Below are 20,009 nucleotides of genomic sequence, written 5' to 3'. Positions count from 1 at the left end.
TTTTTAGCTTTGGCGGAGACCGACCGAGGGATCCCTAAAGCCAATAAAGGGGCGGCTTGGGAGGCAACCCCGCAGCGCTCAGACTTTCCGGGGGCGGCCTTGGCGATATCCGAAGATGGCGCCAAGAACCAAGCAGAACGCCATAAAGATCAGCGACCAAAGAAAAACGGTATTGATATCTGAGTCGGATTTTATGTAGCGCGGGCCGTACCAATAGGAAAATGCATTCACTATGAGATAGGAAAGAATGACCGATCCCAAAGCGCCGCATGTAGCGTAAAGAAAACGTTTCATGGTAACTCCCAAAACCATGCGGCTTTCGCTTTGGTGAAGTCACTCCAAAAGCCGCTAATGGAAATTCCGGTGTGAATGCGAAGCCAGGAAGTCCGTTCTGTTAGCCTGCTGCCGTTGAACAAGTCGATATGATCGCCCGACATGCCGGGGCCATAATAATCCTTGAAAAATATTATTCCCTGTTTATTTGCGATCTTATCAAAGACGGTTTTCACCTCGTCATCTTTATATTTCGTCAGCGTTGCTGGAAAAGGCGCTGCCCCGCTGCCAAGCCAATTGGCAAGTTCTTCCGCTCGGATGGCATACCTCGGCTTATCTTTCTGCCAAGACCAAGCGCCGCGATATGATTTCATATTTACGCCTGAACTAATAAGCGCGGCTGACACGTTGATAGCGCATTGATTAACATAAACCCCTTTATCTAGCAGCGGCGCGTCTCCGTTGATAGTCGGGTGACTGTCCCAAAGCTGGGAAAACGTTGGCATTTATTAACTCCCTTTTTTAATATTTCGACTGGATTTGATGCAATCTTCGGCTATCGGCTCTAGTCAATCAAAGCAGGGTGCAACCCCTGTCATTGCATTTTCACCGATCAGCAGTCGGCCAATTTTTTACACGCGAAGCCGGGTACTCCGGGCTGCAAACAATGCTAAAGCCGCAAACGGCAAAAGCATCTTCGCTGCGATAGCGTAAGAATGCCGATGGAGTGACAGAGGCTGCGTTCAGCGACTCCGTCCCGACGGGCGAAGCTACCTCGTCAGATGCCGTGTATGTGTAGACGCCATTCCCGACATACCCTGCAGTGGCATTACTAGCCCAGAGACCCGCAGTTTTAAGGAAAGCAGATGCCCGGTTATGGCGCACACCGCGTTCGCAATCGGACCGATGCTGAACATGCTGCAACACGCTGTCCCATAGGCGGTTCAGCAGTGGCGATGGGCAACAAAAAAGCACCCTGCATGGGGTGCTGATTTTTCGTTCTGGCGGAGACTGTGAGATTCGAACTCACGGACGGTTGCCCGTCGGCAGTTTTCAAGACTGCTGGTTTAAACCGCTCACCCAAGTCTCCGCAAACTGGCGCGTATTCTAGCCGGCCTCCGCAGGCGCCTTGCCGCACCGGCCCGCATCAGGCCGCCTGCAGCAACCCTTTCTTTTCGATGAAGGCTACGACCTCATCCAGCCCCTGCAGGGTTTTCAGATTGGTCATCACGAAGGGCTTGGTGCCGCGCATGCGGGTGGTGTCGGCGGCCATGATGTCCAAGTTGGCGCCGACGTGGGGGGCGAGGTCGGTTTTGTTGATGACGAACAGGTCGCTCTTGGTGATGCCGGGGCCGCCCTTGCGGGGAATTTTTTCGCCGGCGGCGACGTCGATGACGTAGATCGTGAGGTCGCTCAGCTCAGGGCTGAAGGTGGCGGCCAGGTTGTCGCCACCGCTTTCGATGAAGACGACGTCGGCGTTCGGAAACTGCACCAGCATGCGGTCGATGGCTTCCAGGTTGATGGATGCGTCTTCGCGGATGGCGGTGTGGGGGCAGCCTCCGGTTTCCACGCCCAAGATGCGCTCGGCGGGCAACGCGCCGCTCACCGTGAGCAGGCGCTGGTCTTCCTTGGTGTAGATGTCGTTCGTGATGGCGATCAGGTCGTGCTTGTCGCGCATGGCCTTGCACAGCATTTCCAGCAGGGTGGTCTTGCCCGAGCCGACGGGGCCGCCGATGCCCACGCGCAGCGGGGGCAGGGGCTTGGTGCGGTTAGGGATGTGGTGCAGTGCGGTGGCGGTGGTGTTCATGATCGGAAGAGGCGGGAGTATTGGGTTTCATGCTGCGCCGACAGGATGGCGAGCATGGGCGAAAAAGCCTGGCGGTCCGCGTCGCCGGTGCGCAGGGCGGCATCGGCGGCAGTTGGAATAGCGGCGGCCAGCCGGGCGAGGATGCGCTGGCCGGCGCTCTGGCCCAGGGGCACGGCCTTGAGGGCGGCCTGCACCATGTTCTCGGCCCAGCCGAAGGTGTAGGCCAGCAGCACGTCGCGCGCGCTGGCTTCGGTGCTGGCGGCGGCCAGGGCGAAGGCGACGGGGTAGGTGGGCGGCAGCGCCGCGAGCACGGCCACGTCGTGCAGCCGGGCGGCATCGCCGGCGTGCTGGTTGCGCAGCCAGTCGGCCAGCGAGCGGCCCATCTGCTCGGTCTGCAGGCGCATTTCGCTGGTTTCGCGCGTGTGCAGCACCCAGTCGTTCAAGCGGCGCACGCGGGCATGATCGGCTGCGCGCCAGGCGGCCAGGGCTTGCTGCAGCACGGCCATGTCGCCACGCGCCTGCGTCAACTGCAACTGCGCGGCCAGCCAATCGGCGGCTGCGGCTTCGGTGGTGACGCCGGCGCGCTCGACCGCCACTTCCAGTCCTTCGGAATAAGAGAAGCCGCCCACCGGAAGCGCGGGTGAGGCGAGCCAGATGAGCTGCAGCAGGCTGGCAGCGGGCAGGGTCGTGGGGGCGACGGCGGTGGCTTCGTCGGCAGGGGCGGTGCAGGCTGCGGCCGTCATAGCGGCGTCAATGGTTGTGTTTGTGATGCGGGTGGTCGCACTTCGCAGGGTCATGCGTGCCGTGGTCGTGGTCGTGGCCGTGCCCGTTGCCATGGTCATGTTCATGGCTGTGAGCGGTGCTGGCGGCTTCGTGGGAATGGCCTGCGTGGTCATGCCCATGGCCGTGGCTTTGGTCATGCCCGTGGGGTTCATGGTGCCCGTGCCCATGGTGTCCGCCGGCCGCATAGGCGCCGCCTTCGGGCTCGAAGGGCGCCTGCAGCGCGTTCACGATGAGGTGCATGGAGCGCAGCATGTCGGCCAGCACGTGGTCGGGCTCGATCTGCAGGTGGGTGGGCGTGAGTTCGATCGGCACGTGCCGGTTGCCCAGGTGGTAGGCGGCGCGGGTCAGGTCGAAGGCGGTGCCGTGCTTGGCGCAGTGGGTGATGCGCAGCACGGCCTGCGGTGCGGCGATGACGCGGACCATGGAGCCGTCTTCGGCGACCAGCACATCGCCGCCACGCACCGCGGTGCCGCGCGGCAGGAAGATACCGAGCTCCCGGCCGGTGGAGTCGGTGGCGGCGAAGCGGCTTTTCTGGCGGGTGTCCCAGTCGAGTTCGAGGGTGGACGCGCGCTTGACGAGCACGGGCGCCAGGCCCTTGCCCTGGGCGATGAGTTTGGAGACTTGCAGCATGGGGTCGATCAGAACAGAAAGTAGCGCTGCGCCATGGGCAGCACGGTAGCGGGTTCGCAGGTGAGCAGTTGCCCGTCGGCGCGCACGGTGTAGGTTTGCGCATCGATCTCCATGCGCGGCGTGTAGTGGTTGTGCACCATGTGCTGCTTGCGCACCCCGCGAATGCCGCGCACGGCGCTGAGCTGCTTGGCCAGGCCGAAGCGCTCGCCGATGCCCGCAGCCAGCCCGGCCTGCGACACGAAGGTGAGCGAGGTGCGGGCCAGTGCGCCGCCGAACGCGCCGAACATGGGCCGGTAGTGCACGGGCTGCGGCGTGGGAATGGAGGCGTTGGGATCGCCCATGGCGGCCATGGCGATGAAGCCGCCCTTCAGGATCATGGCGGGCTTCACGCCGAAGAAGGCGGGCTTCCAGATCACCAGGTCGGCCCACTTGCCCACCTCGATGCTGCCCACTTCGTGGCCGATGCCGTGGGCGATGGCGGGGTTGATCGTGTACTTTGCCACGTAGCGCTTGATGCGCGTGTTGTCGCTGCGCGCGGTGTCGCCTTCCAGCGTGCCGCGCTGCGCCTTCATCTTGTGGGCGGTCTGCCAGGTGCGCAGGATGACCTCGCCCACGCGGCCCATGGCCTGGCTGTCGCTGCTCATCATGCTGATGGCGCCCAGGTCGTGCAGCACGTCTTCGGCCGCGATGGTTTCCTTGCGGATGCGGCTTTCGGCGAAAGCCAGGTCTTCGGCAATGCCGGCATCGAGGTGGTGGCACACCATGAGCATGTCGACGTGCTCGTCCAGCGTGTTCACGGTGTAGGGCATGGTGGGGTTGGTGGACGAGGGCAAAAAGTTGGCCTCGCCCACCACGCGCAGTATGTCGGGCGCATGGCCCCCGCCCGCGCCTTCGGTGTGGAAGGCGCAGATGCCGCGGCCCGCCACGGCGGCGATGGTGTTCTCGACGAAGCCGCTTTCGTTGAGCGTGTCGGAATGGATGGCGACCTGCGTGTCGGTGGCGTCGGCCACGTCCAGGCAGTTGCTGATGGCGGCCGGCGTGGTGCCCCAGTCTTCGTGCAGCTTGAGGCCGATGACGCCCGCTTCGATCTGCTCGTGCAGCGCGTCGGGCAGGCTGGCGTTGCCCTTGCCGAGAAAGCCCAGGTTCATGGGGAAGGCATCGGCTGCCTGCAGCATGCGTTCGATGTTCCACGGGCCCGAAGTGCAGGTGGTGGCGAGCGTGCCGGTGGCCGGCCCGGTGCCGCCGCCCAGCATGGTCGTGATGCCCGAGGCCAGGGCCTCCTCGATCTGCTGCGGGCAGATGAAGTGGATGTGGCTGTCGATGCCGCCCGCCGTGACGATGTTGCCTTCGCAGCTGACGATCTCGGTGCCGGGGCCGATGACGATGTCCACGCCGGGCTGCGTGTCGGGGTTGCCGGCCTTGCCGATGGCTGCGATGCGCCCGCCCTTCAGCCCGATGTCGGCCTTGACGATGCCCCAGTGGTCGAGGATGAGCGCATTGGTCAGCACCGTGTCCATGGCGCCGCCGGCCGTCGGGCCTGTGCCTTGGCCGTCGCGCGTGCGCTGGCTTTGCGCCATGCCGTCGCGGATGGTCTTGCCGCCGCCGAACTTCACCTCTTCGCCATAGGCGCCTGCGCGCAGGGTGTAGTCCTGCTCGACCTCGGCGATGAGCCCGGTGTCGGCCAGGCGCACGCGGTCGCCGACGGTGGGGCCGAACATCTCGGCATAGGCGCGTTTGGACACAGTGGCCATGGGAAGGTGCTCCAGCTCTCGGGCGGTTCTACAAAGATGAAAGGGTCGGACTCAGTTCAGGGGCCGGCCGTGGGCCGCGGCCGGCGTGGCGGCGGACGCGGGCGTGCCCTGCAGCAGATCGCGCAAGGTGCCCAGCGCCAGGGCCAGCAGCACCGCGGCGCACACGCGGTAGGTGAAGCGCGCCCATCGCGCGCCGGCGCGGCGAAAGAGCCGGTCCACCACGGCCGCGCAGACGAAGCACCACAGGATGGACGAGGCCATGAAGCCTGCGAAGAAGACGGCGTAGTCGCCCGCCGTGGGCTGGGCGATGCCCACGGCCCCCAGGGCGCTGCCCATGGCGGCCCAGTAGGCGAGGTTTTGCGGATTGGTGAGCGACAGCACCATGCCGCTCTGGAGCGCTTTCGAATCCGAGCGCGCGGGCGTGGCGTCCATGGCGTGCTCCACGCGCGCGGCGCGCCAGCTGTCCCACGACAGCCAGGCGAGGTACGCCGCGCCGGCCAGCCCCACGGGCCAGCGCAGCGCCTCGACCTGCATCGCCATGCCGATGCCGGCCAGGCCCAGCACGGCCCAGGTGGCATCGCCCACGAGCGAGCCCACCTGCACGGCCAGCGCGGGCCTGAAACCACCGCGCACGCCCTGGCGCACGGTTTCGGCGAACACCGCTCCGGGCGCGGCATTGAAGACCAGGCCCAGCAGGAAGGCGGCGGCGAACAGCGTGGTCATGCCGATGTGCCGGTGCTGGTGCCAGTCGCCTCGCCCAGCGGCCCCTGCGTGAGCCCGCGAAAGCCGTACACGGTGCGGTCGCCCGCATAGTCCACCAGCTCCACGGTGCGTTGCTGGCCGGGCTCGAAGCGCACGGCGGTGCCGCTGGCGATGTTCAGACGCATGCCGTGAGCGGCCTCGCGGTCGAAGCCGAGCGCGCCGTTGGTTTCGGCGAAGTGGTAGTGCGATCCGACCTGGATGGGCCGGTCGGCCGTGTTGCGCACCACCAGGGTGACGGTGCGGCGACCGGTGTTGAGCGCGTGTTCGCCCTCGTCGATGAAGAGTTCGCCAGGAATCATGAGGGTGGGCTCTCGGGTGGATGGGCGATGGGGGCAGTGCGAGCGCCGTTCAGGCCATGCGCACGAGCAGCGTGGCGCCCAGCAGCGCGGTCGAGGCGCCTGCCGCCACGGCCAGCCAGCGGTGGCGCGCGATGACCGCATGGCCCAGGGCGATGCCCGCGCCGTGCAGTGCGGCCGTGGCGATCACCATGCCGGCCAGCGCCAGCCATTGGCCGCTGCCGCCCAGCTCGGTGCCGTGCGCCGCGCCATGGAAGAACGCGAACGCGCCGGCCAGTCCTGCTGCCAGCGGCAGGGCCAAATGGCGGCGCCAGGCCACCAGCAGGCCCAGCACCAGCAGCGAGGCCGCGATCATCGGCTCCACGGCCGGCACCGCCACGCCCAGGAAGCCCGCCGTGGCGCCAGCGGCCAGCAGCGCCACGAAAGCGGCGGGCGCCAGCCACACGGGTCGCACGGCCAGCGCGCTCCACACGCCCACGGCCAGCATGGCCGCCAGATGGTCCAGGCCGGTGAAGGGGTGGACCAGGCCGTCGAGAAAACCCGCGTCGGCATGCAGCGCGTCTTCAGCGCCGTGGCCCGGGTGGGCGAAGGCGAGGGCGGGCAACAGCAGCAACGCAGCGGCGGACAGGAAGGAAACAGTTTTTGCTTCTTTTTTCATAGCATCAAGGGCAGTGGTGGCTAGGGCAGAGAAGGGGTTTGGCTAGAAAGACCGTCAAACGATGGGCTGGTGCACGGTGACCAGCTTGGTGCCGTCGGGAAAGGTGGCCTCCACCTGGATGTCGGGAATCATCTCGGGCACGCCCTCCATCACGTCGGCCCGGGTGAGCACCGTGCGGCCTTCGCTCATGAGCTGGGCCACGGTCTTGCCGTCGCGCGCGCCCTCCATCACGGCGGCGCTGATGAGGGCCATGGATTCGGGGTAATTGAGCTTGAGCCCGCGCGCGCGGCGCCGCTCGGCCAGCAGCGCGGCGGTGAAGATCAGGAGCTTGTCTTTTTCGCGGGGGGTGAGTTCCATGGCGCAGCGGGCTGAAGGGGGAAGGCAAGGGCAGGGAAAGGAATGCGCATGGTAGTCAGCAAGCGCCATGCCCGTCCATACGCCAGATGGCGGTGGCCGCGCTCCGTGGCATGGAACCTGCACCCGGCACCCGAGCCCCTTCAGGCCCCCATGACGCCCGCCACCCCAGCCGCCACCACCGCCGCACCCGCAGCAGCAGCCCCTGCCGACCACCTCGCCGCCGTGCCGCAGCAGGTGGTGAAGGTACGCCGCGACTACAACAGCTGGGTCGCGACCGAGACGATGGAGGACTACGCGCTGCGCTTCACGCCCCAGCGCTTTCGGCGCTGGTCCGAATGGCGGGTGGCCAACACGGCCTTCGGTGCCGCGTCGTTCCTGGTGCTGGAAGCGGTGGGCGCCACGCTGCTGGTGCAGTACGGCTTTCTGAACGCCTTCTGGGCCATCGTCGCCACGGGGCTCATCATCTTCCTGGCGGGGCTGCCGATCAGCGTGTACGCCGCGCGCTACGGCGTGGACATGGACCTGCTCACGCGGGGCGCGGGCTTCGGCTACATCGGCTCGACCATCACCTCGCTGATCTACGCCACCTTCACCTTCATCTTCTTCGCGCTGGAGGCCGCGGTGATGGCTTATGCGCTGGAGTTGGCGCTGGACATTCCGCCGCGCTGGGGCTATCTCATCTGCGCGCTGGCGGTGATTCCGCTGGTCACGCACGGCGTGTCGGCCATCAGCCGGCTGCAGGTGTGGACGCAGCCGCTGTGGCTGGTGATGCTGGTGGTGCCGTTCGTGTATGTGATCGCGCGCGATCCTGGTGCGTTTGCGGGCGTCATGCACTACGGCGGTGAATCCGGCGCGGTATCGACCTTCAATCTGCCCTTGTTTGGTGCGGCTCTCACCGTGGGCATCGCCCTCATCACGCAGATGGGCGAGCAGGCCGACTACCTGCGCTTCATGCCGGCGCGCACGGCGGCCAACCGCTGGCGCTGGTGGCTTGGCGTGCTGGCAGGCGGCCCGGGCTGGGTGGTGCTGGGCGTGGTCAAGATGCTGGGCGGCGCGCTGCTGGCGTACCTGGCGATCAGCCACATGGTGCCGGTGGAGCGTGCGGTGGACCCGAACCAGATGTACCTCGCCGCCTACGAATACGTCTTCCCGCACTATGGCTGGGCCGTGGCGGCTACGGCGCTTTTCGTGGTGGTGTCGCAGATCAAGATCAACGTGACCAACGCCTACGCCGGCTCGCTGGCGTGGAGCAACTTCTTCTCGCGGCTGACGCACAGCCACCCGGGCCGGGTGGTGTGGGTGGTGTTCAACACCCTCATCGCGTTCATGCTGATGGAGATGAACGTGTTCAAGGCGCTGGGGCAGGTGCTGGGGCTGTACTCCAACCTCGCCATCGCCTGGATGATGGCCGTGGTGGCCGACCTCGTGGTGAACAAGCCGCTGGGCCTGTCGCCGCGCGGCATCGAGTTCAAGCGCGCGCACCTGTACGACATCAACCCGGTGGGCGTGGGTGCCATGGCGCTGGCCTCGGGGCTGTCCATCGTGGCGCACCTGGGGCTGTTCGGGCCGCTGGCGCAGGCTTTCTCGGCGGTGATCGCCATGGTGACGGCCTTCGTCACGGCGCCCCTCATCGCCTGGGCCACGCGCGGCCGCTACTACCTGGCCCGGCCCGCCGGCGACCAAGCGGCGGCCGTGGGCGCGCCCGGGGCCTGGGCCGTGCAGCGCTGCGTGGTGTGCGAGCGCGAGTACGAGGCGCCCGACATGGCGCAGTGCCCCGCCTACCGCGGCACCATCTGCTCGCTGTGCTGCACGCTGGATGCACGCTGCGGCGACATGTGCAAGCCCCATGCGCACCTGGCGGTGCAGTGGAGCGCGGCGCTGCGCTGGGTGCTGCCGCGGCGCGTTTGGCGCATGCTCGATACCGGGCTGGGCCACTTCCTGCTGCTGATGCTGGTCATCGCACCGCTGCTGGCCGCAGTGTTCGGGCTGTTCTACCACCAGGAACTGCAGACCCTCACCCCGCTGGTGCCCGAAAGCAATCCCGCCTCTGCCATTGCGGCCGGCACGCACGGCGCGCTGCGCTCGGGGCTGCTCAAAGCGTATCTGGCGCTGCTCGTCATCTCGGGCATCGTCGCGTGGTGGCTGGTGCTGGCCCACAAAAGCCGCAAGGTCGCGCAGGAGGAATCCAACCGCCAGACGCACCTGCTGCAGCGCGAGATCCACCTGCACCGCCAGACCGACGAAGCCCTGCAGGAGGCGCGCCGCATCGCCGAGCACGCGCGCTCGCAGGCCGAGCAGGCGCGCGGTGTGGCCGAAGAAGCGCGCGAAGAGGCCGAGGGCGCCCGCCTGCTGGCCGACCAGGCCAACCAGGCCAAGAGCCGCTACATCAGCGCCATCAGCCACGAGCTGCGAACGCCGCTCAACAGCATCCTCGGCTATGCCCAACTGATGGGCGAGGACGCCGCCGTGCCGCCGCACCGCCAGCAGGCCGTGAGCGTGATCCGCCGGGGCGGCGAGCACCTGCTGTCGCTCATAGAAGGCACGCTGGACATCGCCCGCATCGAAAGCGGCAAGCTCACGCTGCAGGTGCGCCCCATGCGCTTTGCCGACTGCCTGCACGAGATGTGCGACATGTTCGAGCCGCAGGCGCGCGCCAAGGGGCTGGCGTTCCGCTTCGAGCCGCTGGGCACGCTGCCCGAATGGGTGCGCGGCGACGACAAGCGCGTGCGCCAGATCCTCATCAACCTCATCGGCAATGCCATCAAGTTCACGGCCAGCGGCCATGTGCGCCTGGCCGTGCGGCATGCGCGCGAGCTGGCCCTGATCGAGATCGAAGACAGCGGCCCCGGCCTGACCGAGGCCGAGCGCGCCAGCATCTTCGAGCCCTTCGCGCGCGGCGCGGCCAGCAGCCAGGGCGCCGCGCCCGGCGCCGGCCTGGGCCTGACCATCGCCAAGATGCTCACCGAACTGATGGGCGGCGAGATGACGGTGACCAGCACGCCCGGCGCCGGCGCGCTGTTCCGCATCCGCCTCTTTCTGCCCGAGGTGCACCCCGGCGCCGTGGGCGACACCCTGGCGCCGGCCCGCCTGCGCCTGCCGCGCCGCGGCTACGAAGGCCCTCGCCGCCGCCTGCTCGTGGTGGACAACGAAGAGGCCGACCGCGAACTGCTCGTGCAGTTGCTGGCGCCGCTGGGCTTCACCTTGCGCACCGCCGCCAGCGGCCACGACGCGCTGGACCTGATCGCCGCCGGCTACCGGCCCGACGCCGTCTTCATGGACCTGGCCATGCCCGGCATCGATGGCTGGGAAACCATCCGCCGGCTGCGCCAGTTCGAAGCGGTGGCGGGCCACGGCGCGCAGCCGGGCTCACCGCAGAACCTGCAGCCGGCAACGCCGCAAAAGGCCGCAAGCGCCCACATCGCGGTGGTATCCGCCAACGCTTTCGACAAGGGCCTGGAGAACGATGTGGGCATCCGCCCCGAGGATTTCATCGTCAAGCCCGTGCGCCACAGCGAACTGCTGGACTGGCTGGAGCGGCGCCTGGGCCTCACCTGGATCGACGATGCGCCTGCCGCCGGTTTGTCCGCTGCGCTCACCGCCCCTTCAGCAGCCAGTGCGCCCCTGGCCCAGCCGCCGAAGCCCGTGTTCGCAGCGCTCGTTCCGCCCGATCCTGCGCGCCTGCCGGCCCTGTCCGAAGCCGTCGAGCTGGGCTACTACCGCGGCGTGCTCAACCAGTTGGGCGCCATCGAAGTGGCGCAGCCCGAATGCGCGGCCTGGGTGGGCCAGGCGCGCACGCACGCGCGGCAGTTCCAGTTCGAAGCCATTGCCCGCATGGTGGCCGACACCGGTGCCGCCGCGCCGCCGCCGCCGCCGCCGCCGCCGCCCTCCCACCTTTCCCCATGATTGCGAACGCCATGCTCCCCACCGCTGCGCTGCCCCACGATGCCGCCGCGCACGCCCTCGACCGCACCCGCTCCGACGTGGTGCTGATCGTGGACGATGTGCCGGACAACCTGGCCGTGCTGCACGACGCGCTGGATGAATCCGGCTACACCGTGCTCGTCGCCACGGGCGGCGAAACCGCGCTGTCGCGCGCGGCGCAGGCGCTGCCCGACGTGGTGCTGCTCGACGCGATGATGCCGGGCATGGACGGCTTCGAGGTCGCGCGGCGGCTCAAGGCCCTGCCGGCCACCGCGCACATTCCCATCATCTTCATGACGGGCCTCACCGAGACCGAGTACCTGGTCGCCGCGCTGGACGCCGGCGGCGTGGACTACGTGACCAAGCCCATCAAGCCCAAGGAAGTGCTCGCGCGCATGAACGTGCACCTGCAGGGCGCGCGCCGCGCGCGGCAGGAAATGCGCCAGGCCGGCCAGGCGCGCAACGCGCTCGACGCCTTCGGCTACGCCAGCATCACCGTGCGCGCGAGCGACGGCCGCCTCATGTGGCAGACCGCGCTGGCGCGCGAGCTGCTGCACGGCTACTTCAGCGGCGGTGGTGTGGACGCGGCAGCCGGCGCCGCCAGCGATGCGCCGGTGCCTGTGCCGGCCTTCGCGCCCGCACCCGTCACCGAATGGCTGCGCGCGCAGTTGCCCCACGTGGCCGATCTGGCGGCGCAGCAGCAAGAGCCGCCGCGCCTGGTGGTGGAGCAGGGCGCGCGGCGCCTGTCGTTCAGCCTGCACCAGCAGACCGGCGACAGCGAGGGCGGCGGCGACTGGCTGATCGTGATGCGCGAAGTGTCCGACGCAGCCGTCATCGAAGCCATGGGCCTGTCGTTCAAGCTCACCGCCCGCGAGGCCGAAGTGCTCTACTGGCTCGTCAAAGGCAAGACCAACCGGGACATCGGCGACATCCTCGGCGCCAGCCCCGCCACGGTCAAAAAGCACCTGGAGCGCGTGTACGTGAAGCTGGGCGTGGAAACGCGCACCGCTGCCGCCGGCATCGCGATGGCGCGTATCCGGCAGACGCATCCGCAGTTCGAGGGCTGAGCGGGCCGCCTCAGAAACGCACGCCGGTGGACAACCGCCACATGCTCTGCGGCGTGAAGTTCACCAGCGGGTCCCAGGCGGCGCGCACGAACCATTCGGCCCAGTCGTAGCCCACCGAGAGGCCGGCGCGGCGCTGGAAGCGGCCATCCACCGTGCCCTGCTTGGCCAGCAGGTCCACCGTCAGCCGCTCGCCTCCGGGCTGTGGGCTGCGCCAGACGAGGTGCACGTTCTGCTGGTCGGGGTTCTGGCGGTTGTCGCGCACCAGTTGCAGCGCCAGCGTGTCGCCACTGCTCCATCGGTGGCTGCCGTAAACGGTGTACGCGTCGTTGGGGTCGAAATTGAGGTTGGCGTAGTTGCGCAGGTTGGTGCGCCCCAGGCCCGCGCCCACGACCCAGGTGGTGCCGGTTTCCACGGCCACGCTGCCGCCGACGAAGCCGCCCGAGGCGATCTGCAGCGAGGGCAGCACGCGCCAGTCGCCCAAGGCCACGGTGCGGTCCCAGCCGGCGCGCGGCATCGAAAAATCGAGCGCCGGCGAGCGGAACGCGCCGATCCACCAATGGTCGTCGCCCCGGGTGTAGCGCAGGTTCACGTCCAGCCCCGGTCCCGCGGGCAGGCCGCCGCCGGCCACGTGATAAAGCCCGGTGGTCAGCTTGAAGGGCAGGGGCGTGTCCGCATCGGCGTCCGCGTTCGCATCCGCTGCGGCGTGGGCCAGCGGTGCCATGAGCGCGCTGGCGCAAAAAACCACCGCGCACAGGGCGGCAGCGGTGGCGGCGCTGCGTGGAAAGCGCCCGTGGCGCGCCCTGCCGGGCACCGGGCGGTCAACTCGCACGGCGGCCGATCTCGATCAGGCGGTTGTCCGGCAGCCTGAAATAGTCCGACGCCCGCGCCGCGTTGCGCTGCAGCGAGCCGAACACGGCCTTGCGCAGCGCGCTCAGTCCGTCGAGCCGGCCACTGCCCAGCGAGGCGCGCGAGGTGAAGTACGAGGTGGACATGGTTTCGATGTGCAGGCCCTTCTGATAGGCCAGCAGGCGCAGGGTTTCGGGCACGTCGGGCGGCTCCATGAAGCCGTGGTTCGAAGTCACGCACCAGAAGCCGTGGCCCAGTTCGTGGGCCTGCAGGCGCTCGGCCGGCGGCACGCGGGGCACCGGGCGGGTGCGCACGGCCAGCACCACCACCCGTTCGTGCAGCACCTGGTTGTGCTTGAGGTTGTGCAGCAGCGCGTGCGGCACGCTGTCGGCATCGGCGGTCATGAACACCGCCGTGCCGCGCACGCGGTGCGGCATGCCGGCCGCCAGCGCTTCGATGAACGGAACGAGCGGCATGCGCTCCTGCGCCGCAGCGTGCTCGGCCACGCGCCGGCCCTTGGCCCAGGTGGTGAAGATGAACATGACGACCGCCGCCACCGCGAGGGTGAGCCAACCGCCTTCGGCGATCTTCAGCGTGTTGGCGACGATGAACGTGATGTCCACCAGCGCGAACAACCCGACCCCCAGGCCCACGGCCAGCGGGTTCCAGCGCCACAGGCGCAACGCGACCACGCCAGCCAGCAAGGTGGTGGTGAGCATGGTGAGCGACACCGCGATGCCGTAGGCGGCCGACAGCGCGCTCGAGCTGCGGAACGCCAGCACCAGCAGCAGCACGCCGGCCATCAGCAGCCAGTTCATCGTGGGCAGGTAGATCTGCCCGATGGCCGAGCCCGAGGTCTGCACGATGCGCATGCGCGGCAGGTAGCCCATGCGGATGGCGTGGGCCGTCATGGAGAACGCGCCCGAGATCACGGCCTGCGAGGCGATGACCGTGGCGCAGGCCGCCAGCACCACCACGGGCACGGTGGCCCAGGTGGGAAACAGCCGGAAGAACGGGTTGTCGATGGCCGCAGGGTCGGCCAACACCAGCGCGCCCTGGCCGAAATAGTTCAGCACCAGCGCGGGCAGCGCGATGAACAGCCAGGCCAGCCGGATGGGCGCGGCGCCGAAGTGCCCCATGTCGGCATACAGCGCTTCGCCTCCGGTGAACGCGAGAAACACCGCGCCCAGCACCGCCAGCGACTGCGCCGGGTGCGTGCCCAGAAACTGAATGGCCCAGCGCGGATCGATCGCCTCCAGCACGTGCGGGTTCTGTGCGATCTGATGGATGCCGGACACCGCCAGCACGCCGAACCACAGCACCATCACCGGCCCGAACACGCGGCCGACCGAAGCGGTGCCTTTGCGCTGTACGAGGAACAGGCCGATCAGCACCAGCAGCGTGATCGGCACCACATAGGGCTTGAAGACCGGCGTGGCGATCTCCAGCCCCTCGACCGCCGACAGCACCGAGATGGCCGGCGTGATCAGGCTGTCGCCATAGAACATGGCCGCGCCGACCAGGCCCAGCCCGGCGATGGCCTTCCAGGCCCAGGGATGGGCGCCGCCGCGTTCCAGCGCCTGCGCGGCCAGGCCCTGCAGCGCCAGGATGCCGCCTTCGCCGTCATGGTCGGCGCGCAGCACGAACACCACGTACTTGAGGGTGACGACCAGCATCAGCCCCCACAGCACCAGCGACAGCAGGCCCAGCACGGCAGCGCGGTCCAGCGCCACGCCGTGCTCGGGATTCAGGCATTCCTTGAAGGCGTAGAGGGGCGAGGTGCCGATGTCGCCGAACACGACCCCCAGTGCGGCGATCATCAGGGCGGATTTGGCGGTGAAGCCCTGGGCAGCGGGCGCGTGCCCGGGCACCGGAGTGGAGGTCATTGCAGGATGCGGCGGCAGTGGAGGTCGGCGCATTGTGCGCCGGCTGCGGGCGCCGTGGAGGCCGGCGGCGCGAACCGGGTGGCTCCGGCGCGCAGTGTTTCAAGGCATTCAAGCCAAAAAGGCCTCCAGCGCAATCAGCACTAGGGAGGTGTGCTATTAATTTAATAGCTATCGAGAGGGCGGGAATTCCGGGCGCCGAGGCGCCTGGAATCGGCCCGCGTCACGCGTCACATGCCGAGCGACTTCAGCAGGTCGTCGGTGTCGCTGGACGATGCACCCGCCGGCACCGGGGCCGCGGGCTGCGCCTGGCCGGCCTGGGCGATGAGCGCGTCGGGATCGGGGGCTTCCTGCGGCTCGAAATCGACGAGCTTGATGAACTCGGTGCGGTCGATCGCCAGCTCCAGATAGAAGATGTGGTTGCTGGCCGTGTAGAAGGTCACGCGGCGTGCCTCGGGCTTGTCCAGGTTGGCATCCACGCTCAGCATCACCTGCTTGTTCAGCGCCAGCATCTTGGGCTGGTTCTGCGTGATGTGGGTCTGCAGCTCGCGGCGCACCTTGCCGGTGAAGTCGCCCACCACCTGGTTCATCAGCTCGCCCATCACGTTGGACACCTCGTCCGAGGTGTAGGAGCTGGCCAGGTCGTCCTTGGACATGCCCATGCTCAGCAGGTAGCTCTGGTAGAGCTCCATCGCCGCTTCTTTCGAGAAATTGATGATCACCAGGCCCGAGAACCCTCCGTCGAACAGCACGAAGCAGCCGATGTCCGGGCGCAGGCAGGTCTTGGTGATGCGCTGCACCATGCCGGAGTAGTGGATGGGGCTCTGCGTGGCCACGCTGAGCACGCGGGTCACCGAGTTGCAGAGGCTGATCAGCAGGTCTTCTGTGCCGTAGATGACGGAGGTTGCGGTGGAGGTCATGGTGTAGTGGGGCGAAAGGGGTCGGTGGATGGTAAGGGGGCTTCGCCGCTGCGCCTACCGCAACTGGCCGGCATCCGAGAGCCGGCGCGCGTACACGCCCAGCAGGATGCGTTCGGAATGCACCAGGTATTCGTGCAGTTCGGAGGAGGCTTCGGGCAGCTTGCCGGCCTCGAACAGCTCGACGATCTTCACGTTCATGTCCAGATAGGGGGCATGCAGGAACTCCAGGTCGTTCAGCAGGCCGAAGGCCAGGCGCAGTTCGGCCAGGATGTGCGAGAACATCACGTTGAGCCGTTCGCTGTCGGCCAGCTCGACGATGGCCATGTGGAACTCCATGTTGGCCGTGCCAACGCCCTGCCAGTCGCCGGCCTCGCGGCAGCGCAGCGCCGTGTCGACGGCCTGGCGCAGGTGCTTCTTGGCCGGATGCCGAGGGTAAGCCTGGGCGAGGGCCTGGCATTCGATGAGCCGGCGCACCCGGTAGATGTCGATGATCGACGCAATGCCGGGCACCGCCACCGCCACGCCGCGGTTGGGCTCGTGCTGCAGCAGACCCTCCTTGGTCAGCAGGCGAAACACCTCTCGCAGCGTATTGCGAGAAATCTGGAGGTGTTCGCTCAGCGCCGCCTCTGACAGCCGCTGCCCCGGCGCGAATTCCCCTTGCACGATCTTCTGCCGCATCTGTTCAGCGATGCGGTCGGAGAGGCTGAGCGGAGCGTCGGGCGGGCAGGTCATGGGTGCGTAGGTGGGCGCGGTGGGCTGCTGAAGTGTATCTGTGGCCTTGTGCAGTGCAGGCCCGCGCACCGCACTGGCGCAAAAAACGCACTGAGATAGCGCTTGCCGAGGGTAACTACCAGTCGCATTAGGCGTATTTATTGTTCAACAATGTAATTTCTTTGGGGTGGCGATCATTTCAGGATTGAAGAACGATGGCATGCATTCTGCTTAACTGGATTGCCTTGGCTCAGGCATAAGTTGGAGCTCTGGCTTGAAAGCTCGGTTCGATGTTGTCTCGGAGATGTCGGGCTTGCGCTGACGTACCCACCCCTGGTTTTTGTGAGTTTTTTTAGGAGTCATTTTCATGAAACGCAGCCTTTTGTTGCTTGCTCTCGTCGTTGCCGGAGTCGCCCATGCACAAGTGAAATGGGATCTGCCTACCGGGTATGCCGCAAACACTTTCCAGACGCAGAACAACCAGCAGTTCGCCAAAGAAGTCGATGAGATGACCGGTGGCAAGCTGAAGATCACGCTGCACCCCGGTGGCTCGCTGTACAAGGCCAATGAGATCAAGCGAGCTGTGCAAACCGGCCAGGTACCGTCGGCAGAGTTCATCTTGTCGGGTGCCGCCAATGAAAATCCGCTGTATGGCGTGGACTCGGTGCCCTTTCTGGCAACCTCGTATGCCGACTCCTGGCGCCTGTACCAGGCAGCAAAGCCTGCCCAGGAAAAGCTGTTGGCTTCCCAGGGCATGAAGCTGCTGTTCAGCGTAGCGTGGCCCGGTCAGTCGCTGTATTCAAACAAGCCCATTCAGGCACCGGCAGACTTTGTCGGTACCAAGATGCGCGCGTACAACCCCGCCTCGACCCGCATTGCCCAGTTGCTCAAGGCGCAACCCGTCACGATCCAGCTGTCTGAGTTGGGCCAGGCATTGGCCACGAACACGGTCAACAATTTCCTCACGTCGTCTGCGAGTGGTGTGGAAAGCAAGCTGTACGAGCAGGTCAAGTACTTCTACACGGTCAATGCCTGGTTGCCTCGCAATGCCACGGTGGTGAACCAGAAGGCTTTCGACAGCTTGGACAAGGCCACGCAGGAAGCGGTCTTGAAAGCCGCCGCCGCTGCAGAAAAGCGCGGCTGGGAAACCAGCGAGCGCCTGGATAAGGCGTACCTCAAAGAGATGGCCTCCAAGGGGATGGAGATTGCCGAGCCATCGGCTGCATTGAAAGCTGAGTTCGCCACGATCGGGAGCACGATGACCGATGAGTGGGTGAAGGCAGCCGGTGCAGACGGCAAGGCCATCGTGGACGCATACCGCAAGCGTTGATTCCGCGCGCATCGGGGGCCTGTGGCCCTCGGTCGCCCGGTCCCACGGCGAAACCGCTGCGCCGTGGGCCGCTCCCTCGCTCTTCTTTTTTTAACGCACCGCGTACGCCAGGATTCCGCCATGGGCCAACTCGTCCGTCATCTGTATCGCCTGCTCATCGGACTCGCTTGTGTGTCCATGGTGGCGGTCTTCGTCATTGTTTGTTTGGGCATTTTGGCCCGCCAAGTCACTTTCATCGACATTCCGGGCTTGGATGCCTACGCCGGCTATGCCATTGCGGCGGCCTTGTTTTTCGCTTTGCCCACCACGCTCATGCAGGGGGACCACATCCGCGTCACGCTGCTGCTCGACCGCATGGGCCCGCGCATGCGCTCGGTCTTTGAGTGGGGTGCGCTGATTGCGGCGCAGGCCCTGACCGGCTACCTGGCCTGGTATGCCGTGCGCAGCGTCTGGCTGTCATACATCACCCACGACGTCTCGCCCTCTGCCGACGCCACACCGCTGTGGATTCCGCAGTTGTGCATGGCCATTGGCTGCATTGCGTTTGCACTGGCCTTTTTGGATGCGATCGTGGCGCGCCTGCGCGGTCGTGAATGGTTCATCGCTGGCCCCGGTTCGGTGGCCGAGTAATTGAGGAAGACATCATGGACATGATGATTGCCGCGGTGTTGATCGTGGCCCTGCTGGCCGTGCTCGGCGCAGGGATGTGGATTGGTCTGGGTTTGTTGGCGGTGGGTCTCGCGGGCATGGAGCTGTTCACCAGCCGCCCGGCGGGTGACAGCATGATGCTGACCATCTGGGGGGCTACCTCTGCCTGGACCCTGACCGCTTTGCCGCTGTTTCTGTGGATGGGCGAAATTCTCTTTCGCAGCAAACTGTCGGACAGCATGTTCAAGGGCCTGGCGCCCTGGGTGGACAAACTGCCTGGCCGGCTGCTGCACACCAACGTGGTGGGCTGCACCATCTTTGCCGCCATCTCGGGGTCATCGGCTGCCACCTGCGCCACCATCGGCAAGATGACCTTGCCCGAGCTGCAAAAGCGCGGCTACCCCGATGCCATGGCGGTGGGTACCCTGGCGGGCGCCTCTACGCTGGGGCTGCTGATCCCGCCGTCGATCATCATGATCGTCTATGGGGTTGCGGCCAACGTGTCCATCGCCAAGCTCTTTTTGGCAGGCGTGCTGCCGGGGCTGATGCTGGCGGGGCTCTTCATGGGCTACATCGCCATTTGGGCAATGTTCCATCGCGATCAGGTGCCTGCGTCGGACATGAGCTTGACCTTCATGCAAAAGGTGTACGAGTCGCGCCACCTGATTCCGGCGGTGATTCTGATCGGCCTGGTGCTGGGCGGCATTTACAGCGGTGTTGCCACGGCCACTGAAGCGGCGGCGCTGGGCGTGGCCGGCGCGCTGGGGCTGGCCGCGTGGGAGCGGTCTTTGAGCTGGCAGAAGTTCAAGGAAGGCCTGATCAGTGCCTGCCGCGTGTACTGCATGATCGGTCTGATTCTGGCGGGCGCGTCCTTCTTGACGCTGGCCATGGGTTTCATCGGCTTGCCGCGCCACCTGGCCGAGTGGATTGGGTCTTTAAACCTGTCGCCCTTTGCGCTGCTGATGATGTTGACGGTGTTCTTCATCGTGCTGGGGTGTTTTCTGGACGGCATCTCCATGGTGGTGTTGACCATTGCCGTGTTGCTGCCCACGGTCGAGGCCGCGGGCTACGACCTGATCTGGTTCGGCATCTTCATCGTGCTGGTGGTCGAGATGGCGCAAATCACGCCGCCCGTCGGGCTGAACCTGTTCGTGATACAGGGGCTGACCAAGCGCGACATCGGCTGGATTGCGCGGGCAGCAGCACCGATGTTCTTCGTGCTGATGGCGGCCGTGCTGGTGCTGTACGTGTTCCCTGGCATCGTGCTTTGGCTGCCGTCTCAGATGTAGAGCGCAGCACCGCTGATGTCTCTTGGTTCAAGGGATCGGTGCTCCGCACGCCGCCGTGGCCAAAGCACGGGGCGTGA

At 66.6% G+C, this 20,009-nt stretch carries 19 protein-coding genes and 1 tRNA gene; 5 read left to right on the top strand and 15 right to left on the bottom strand.

Annotation, left to right across the window (positions count from 1 at the left end; all coding sequences use genetic code 11):
• Nucleotides 1-78: 78 nt before the first annotated feature.
• From BLT03_RS24190 to BLT03_RS21990, 11 genes are all read right to left on the bottom strand, one after another.
• Nucleotides 79-294, bottom strand: a complete 216-nt coding sequence (locus tag BLT03_RS24190; RefSeq protein WP_139160486.1) for a hypothetical protein — start codon at nucleotides 292-294, stop codon at nucleotides 79-81.
• The gene (locus BLT03_RS22035; protein WP_092745918.1) at nucleotides 291-779 is read right to left on the bottom strand and encodes a type VI secretion system amidase effector protein Tae4; all 489 of its coding nucleotides are present in this window, start codon (nucleotides 777-779) and stop codon (nucleotides 291-293) included. The genes BLT03_RS24190 and BLT03_RS22035 overlap by 4 nt, the downstream gene beginning before the upstream one ends.
• Before the next feature lie 496 nt (nucleotides 780-1,275).
• Nucleotides 1,276-1,363 (bottom strand) — tRNA-Ser (locus tag BLT03_RS22030).
• 57 nt (nucleotides 1,364-1,420) lie between these two features.
• A complete protein-coding gene (gene ureG, locus BLT03_RS22025) occupies nucleotides 1,421-2,080 on the bottom strand; it encodes an urease accessory protein UreG (protein ID WP_092745917.1) in 660 nt (219 codons plus the stop codon).
• The gene (locus tag BLT03_RS22020; protein WP_092745916.1) at nucleotides 2,077-2,823 is read right to left on the bottom strand and encodes an urease accessory protein UreF; all 747 of its coding nucleotides are present in this window, start codon (nucleotides 2,821-2,823) and stop codon (nucleotides 2,077-2,079) included. The genes ureG and BLT03_RS22020 overlap by 4 nt, the downstream gene beginning before the upstream one ends.
• A 7-nt stretch (nucleotides 2,824-2,830) precedes the next feature.
• Nucleotides 2,831-3,493 carry an urease accessory protein UreE gene (gene ureE, locus BLT03_RS22015; RefSeq protein ID WP_092745915.1) on the bottom strand — a complete coding sequence of 221 codons (663 nt, stop codon included), beginning with the start codon at nucleotides 3,491-3,493 and terminating at the stop codon, nucleotides 2,831-2,833.
• Between the two features lie 8 nt (nucleotides 3,494-3,501).
• Nucleotides 3,502-5,244 (bottom strand): urease subunit alpha, encoded by a 1,743-nt coding sequence (gene ureC / locus BLT03_RS22010; RefSeq protein WP_092745914.1) that lies wholly within the window; start codon nucleotides 5,242-5,244, stop codon nucleotides 3,502-3,504.
• 51 nt (nucleotides 5,245-5,295) lie between these two features.
• Nucleotides 5,296-5,967, bottom strand: coding sequence for a LysE family transporter (locus BLT03_RS22005; RefSeq protein ID WP_092745913.1), 672 nt, complete (start codon nucleotides 5,965-5,967; stop codon nucleotides 5,296-5,298).
• The gene (locus BLT03_RS22000; RefSeq protein ID WP_092745912.1) at nucleotides 5,964-6,305 is read right to left on the bottom strand and encodes an urease subunit beta; all 342 of its coding nucleotides are present in this window, start codon (nucleotides 6,303-6,305) and stop codon (nucleotides 5,964-5,966) included. Before BLT03_RS22000 ends, BLT03_RS22005 begins: the two co-directional genes overlap by 4 nt.
• Before the next feature lie 49 nt (nucleotides 6,306-6,354).
• Nucleotides 6,355-6,960, bottom strand: coding sequence for a HupE/UreJ family protein (locus BLT03_RS21995; protein WP_092745911.1), 606 nt, complete (start codon nucleotides 6,958-6,960; stop codon nucleotides 6,355-6,357).
• Between the two features lie 54 nt (nucleotides 6,961-7,014).
• A complete protein-coding gene (locus tag BLT03_RS21990) occupies nucleotides 7,015-7,317 on the bottom strand; it encodes an urease subunit gamma (protein WP_092745910.1) in 303 nt (100 codons plus the stop codon).
• A gap of 150 nt (nucleotides 7,318-7,467) precedes the next feature.
• Between BLT03_RS21990 and BLT03_RS21985 the strand changes: the two genes are divergently transcribed.
• Nucleotides 7,468-11,220: a hybrid sensor histidine kinase/response regulator gene (locus BLT03_RS21985; protein WP_092745909.1), complete on the top strand. Its 3,753-nt coding sequence runs from the start codon at nucleotides 7,468-7,470 to the stop codon at nucleotides 11,218-11,220.
• Nucleotides 11,217-12,305 carry a response regulator transcription factor gene (locus BLT03_RS21980; protein WP_245711511.1) on the top strand — a complete coding sequence of 363 codons (1,089 nt, stop codon included), beginning with the start codon at nucleotides 11,217-11,219 and terminating at the stop codon, nucleotides 12,303-12,305. The genes BLT03_RS21985 and BLT03_RS21980 overlap by 4 nt, the downstream gene beginning before the upstream one ends.
• A gap of 10 nt (nucleotides 12,306-12,315) precedes the next feature.
• On the opposite strand, the gene BLT03_RS21975 is transcribed toward BLT03_RS21980, so the two are convergent.
• The 4 genes from BLT03_RS21975 to BLT03_RS21960 all read right to left on the bottom strand — a co-directional run bounded on the left by BLT03_RS21975 (nucleotide 12,316) and on the right by BLT03_RS21960 (nucleotide 16,686).
• Complete coding sequence (locus BLT03_RS21975) at nucleotides 12,316-13,134, bottom strand: hypothetical protein (protein WP_245711510.1); 819 nt, start codon at nucleotides 13,132-13,134, stop codon at nucleotides 12,316-12,318.
• Complete coding sequence (locus tag BLT03_RS21970) at nucleotides 13,124-15,037, bottom strand: potassium transporter Kup (protein WP_434802428.1); 1,914 nt, start codon at nucleotides 15,035-15,037, stop codon at nucleotides 13,124-13,126. The genes BLT03_RS21975 and BLT03_RS21970 overlap by 11 nt, the downstream gene beginning before the upstream one ends.
• 227 nt (nucleotides 15,038-15,264) lie before the next feature.
• On the bottom strand, nucleotides 15,265-15,954 hold the full coding sequence (locus BLT03_RS21965; RefSeq protein WP_092745908.1) for a DUF3334 family protein: 690 nt from the start codon (nucleotides 15,952-15,954) through the stop codon (nucleotides 15,265-15,267).
• 54 nt (nucleotides 15,955-16,008) lie between these two features.
• Nucleotides 16,009-16,686, bottom strand: a complete 678-nt coding sequence (locus BLT03_RS21960) for a GntR family transcriptional regulator (RefSeq protein ID WP_092745907.1) — start codon at nucleotides 16,684-16,686, stop codon at nucleotides 16,009-16,011.
• A 346-nt stretch (nucleotides 16,687-17,032) separates the two neighbouring features.
• On the opposite strand from BLT03_RS21960, the gene BLT03_RS21955 reads away from it, so the two are divergent.
• The 3 genes from BLT03_RS21955 (at nucleotide 17,033) to BLT03_RS21945 (ending at nucleotide 19,932) form a co-directional block, all read left to right on the top strand.
• On the top strand, nucleotides 17,033-17,995 hold the full coding sequence (locus BLT03_RS21955) for a TRAP transporter substrate-binding protein (protein ID WP_092745906.1): 963 nt from the start codon (nucleotides 17,033-17,035) through the stop codon (nucleotides 17,993-17,995).
• 120 nt (nucleotides 17,996-18,115) lie between these two features.
• On the top strand, nucleotides 18,116-18,625 hold the full coding sequence (locus BLT03_RS21950) for a TRAP transporter small permease (protein ID WP_092745905.1): 510 nt from the start codon (nucleotides 18,116-18,118) through the stop codon (nucleotides 18,623-18,625).
• A 14-nt stretch (nucleotides 18,626-18,639) separates the two neighbouring features.
• A complete protein-coding gene (locus BLT03_RS21945; protein WP_289623742.1) occupies nucleotides 18,640-19,932 on the top strand; it encodes a TRAP transporter large permease in 1,293 nt (430 codons plus the stop codon).
• The last annotated feature ends 77 nt before the right edge of the window (nucleotides 19,933-20,009 follow it).

This window comes from Paracidovorax valerianellae, from assembly GCF_900102625.1.
GTDB lineage: Bacteria > Pseudomonadota > Gammaproteobacteria > Burkholderiales > Burkholderiaceae_C > Paracidovorax > Paracidovorax valerianellae.
This window is presented reverse-complemented; position numbering and strand designations above follow the sequence as displayed.

Bases quoted from the DNA above. Each gene is read 5' to 3' on its own strand.
- BLT03_RS24190 (WP_139160486.1), bottom strand. From the start codon at position 294: ATGAAACGTTTTCTTTACGCTACATGCGGCGCTTTGGGATCGGTCATT.
- BLT03_RS22035 (WP_092745918.1), bottom strand. From the start codon at position 779: ATGCCAACGTTTTCCCAGCTTTGGGACAGTCACCCGACTATCAACGGA.
- ureG (WP_092745917.1), bottom strand. From the start codon at position 2,080: ATGAACACCACCGCCACCGCACTGCACCACATCCCTAACCGCACCAAG.
- BLT03_RS22020 (WP_092745916.1), bottom strand. From the start codon at position 2,823: ATGACGGCCGCAGCCTGCACCGCCCCTGCCGACGAAGCCACCGCCGTC.
- ureE (WP_092745915.1), bottom strand. From the start codon at position 3,493: ATGCTGCAAGTCTCCAAACTCATCGCCCAGGGCAAGGGCCTGGCGCCC.
- ureC (WP_092745914.1), bottom strand. From the start codon at position 5,244: ATGGCCACTGTGTCCAAACGCGCCTATGCCGAGATGTTCGGCCCCACC.
- BLT03_RS22005 (WP_092745913.1), bottom strand. From the start codon at position 5,967: ATGACCACGCTGTTCGCCGCCGCCTTCCTGCTGGGCCTGGTCTTCAAT.
- BLT03_RS22000 (WP_092745912.1), bottom strand. From the start codon at position 6,305: ATGATTCCTGGCGAACTCTTCATCGACGAGGGCGAACACGCGCTCAAC.
- BLT03_RS21995 (WP_092745911.1), bottom strand. From the start codon at position 6,960: ATGAAAAAAGAAGCAAAAACTGTTTCCTTCCTGTCCGCCGCTGCGTTG.
- BLT03_RS21990 (WP_092745910.1), bottom strand. From the start codon at position 7,317: ATGGAACTCACCCCCCGCGAAAAAGACAAGCTCCTGATCTTCACCGCC.
- BLT03_RS21985 (WP_092745909.1), top strand. From the start codon at position 7,468: ATGACGCCCGCCACCCCAGCCGCCACCACCGCCGCACCCGCAGCAGCA.
- BLT03_RS21980 (WP_245711511.1), top strand. From the start codon at position 11,217: ATGATTGCGAACGCCATGCTCCCCACCGCTGCGCTGCCCCACGATGCC.
- BLT03_RS21970 (WP_434802428.1), bottom strand. From the start codon at position 15,037: ATGACCTCCACTCCGGTGCCCGGGCACGCGCCCGCTGCCCAGGGCTTC.
- BLT03_RS21965 (WP_092745908.1), bottom strand. From the start codon at position 15,954: ATGACCTCCACCGCAACCTCCGTCATCTACGGCACAGAAGACCTGCTG.
- BLT03_RS21960 (WP_092745907.1), bottom strand. From the start codon at position 16,686: ATGACCTGCCCGCCCGACGCTCCGCTCAGCCTCTCCGACCGCATCGCT.
- BLT03_RS21955 (WP_092745906.1), top strand. From the start codon at position 17,033: ATGAAACGCAGCCTTTTGTTGCTTGCTCTCGTCGTTGCCGGAGTCGCC.
- BLT03_RS21950 (WP_092745905.1), top strand. From the start codon at position 18,116: ATGGGCCAACTCGTCCGTCATCTGTATCGCCTGCTCATCGGACTCGCT.
- BLT03_RS21945 (WP_289623742.1), top strand. From the start codon at position 18,640: ATGGACATGATGATTGCCGCGGTGTTGATCGTGGCCCTGCTGGCCGTG.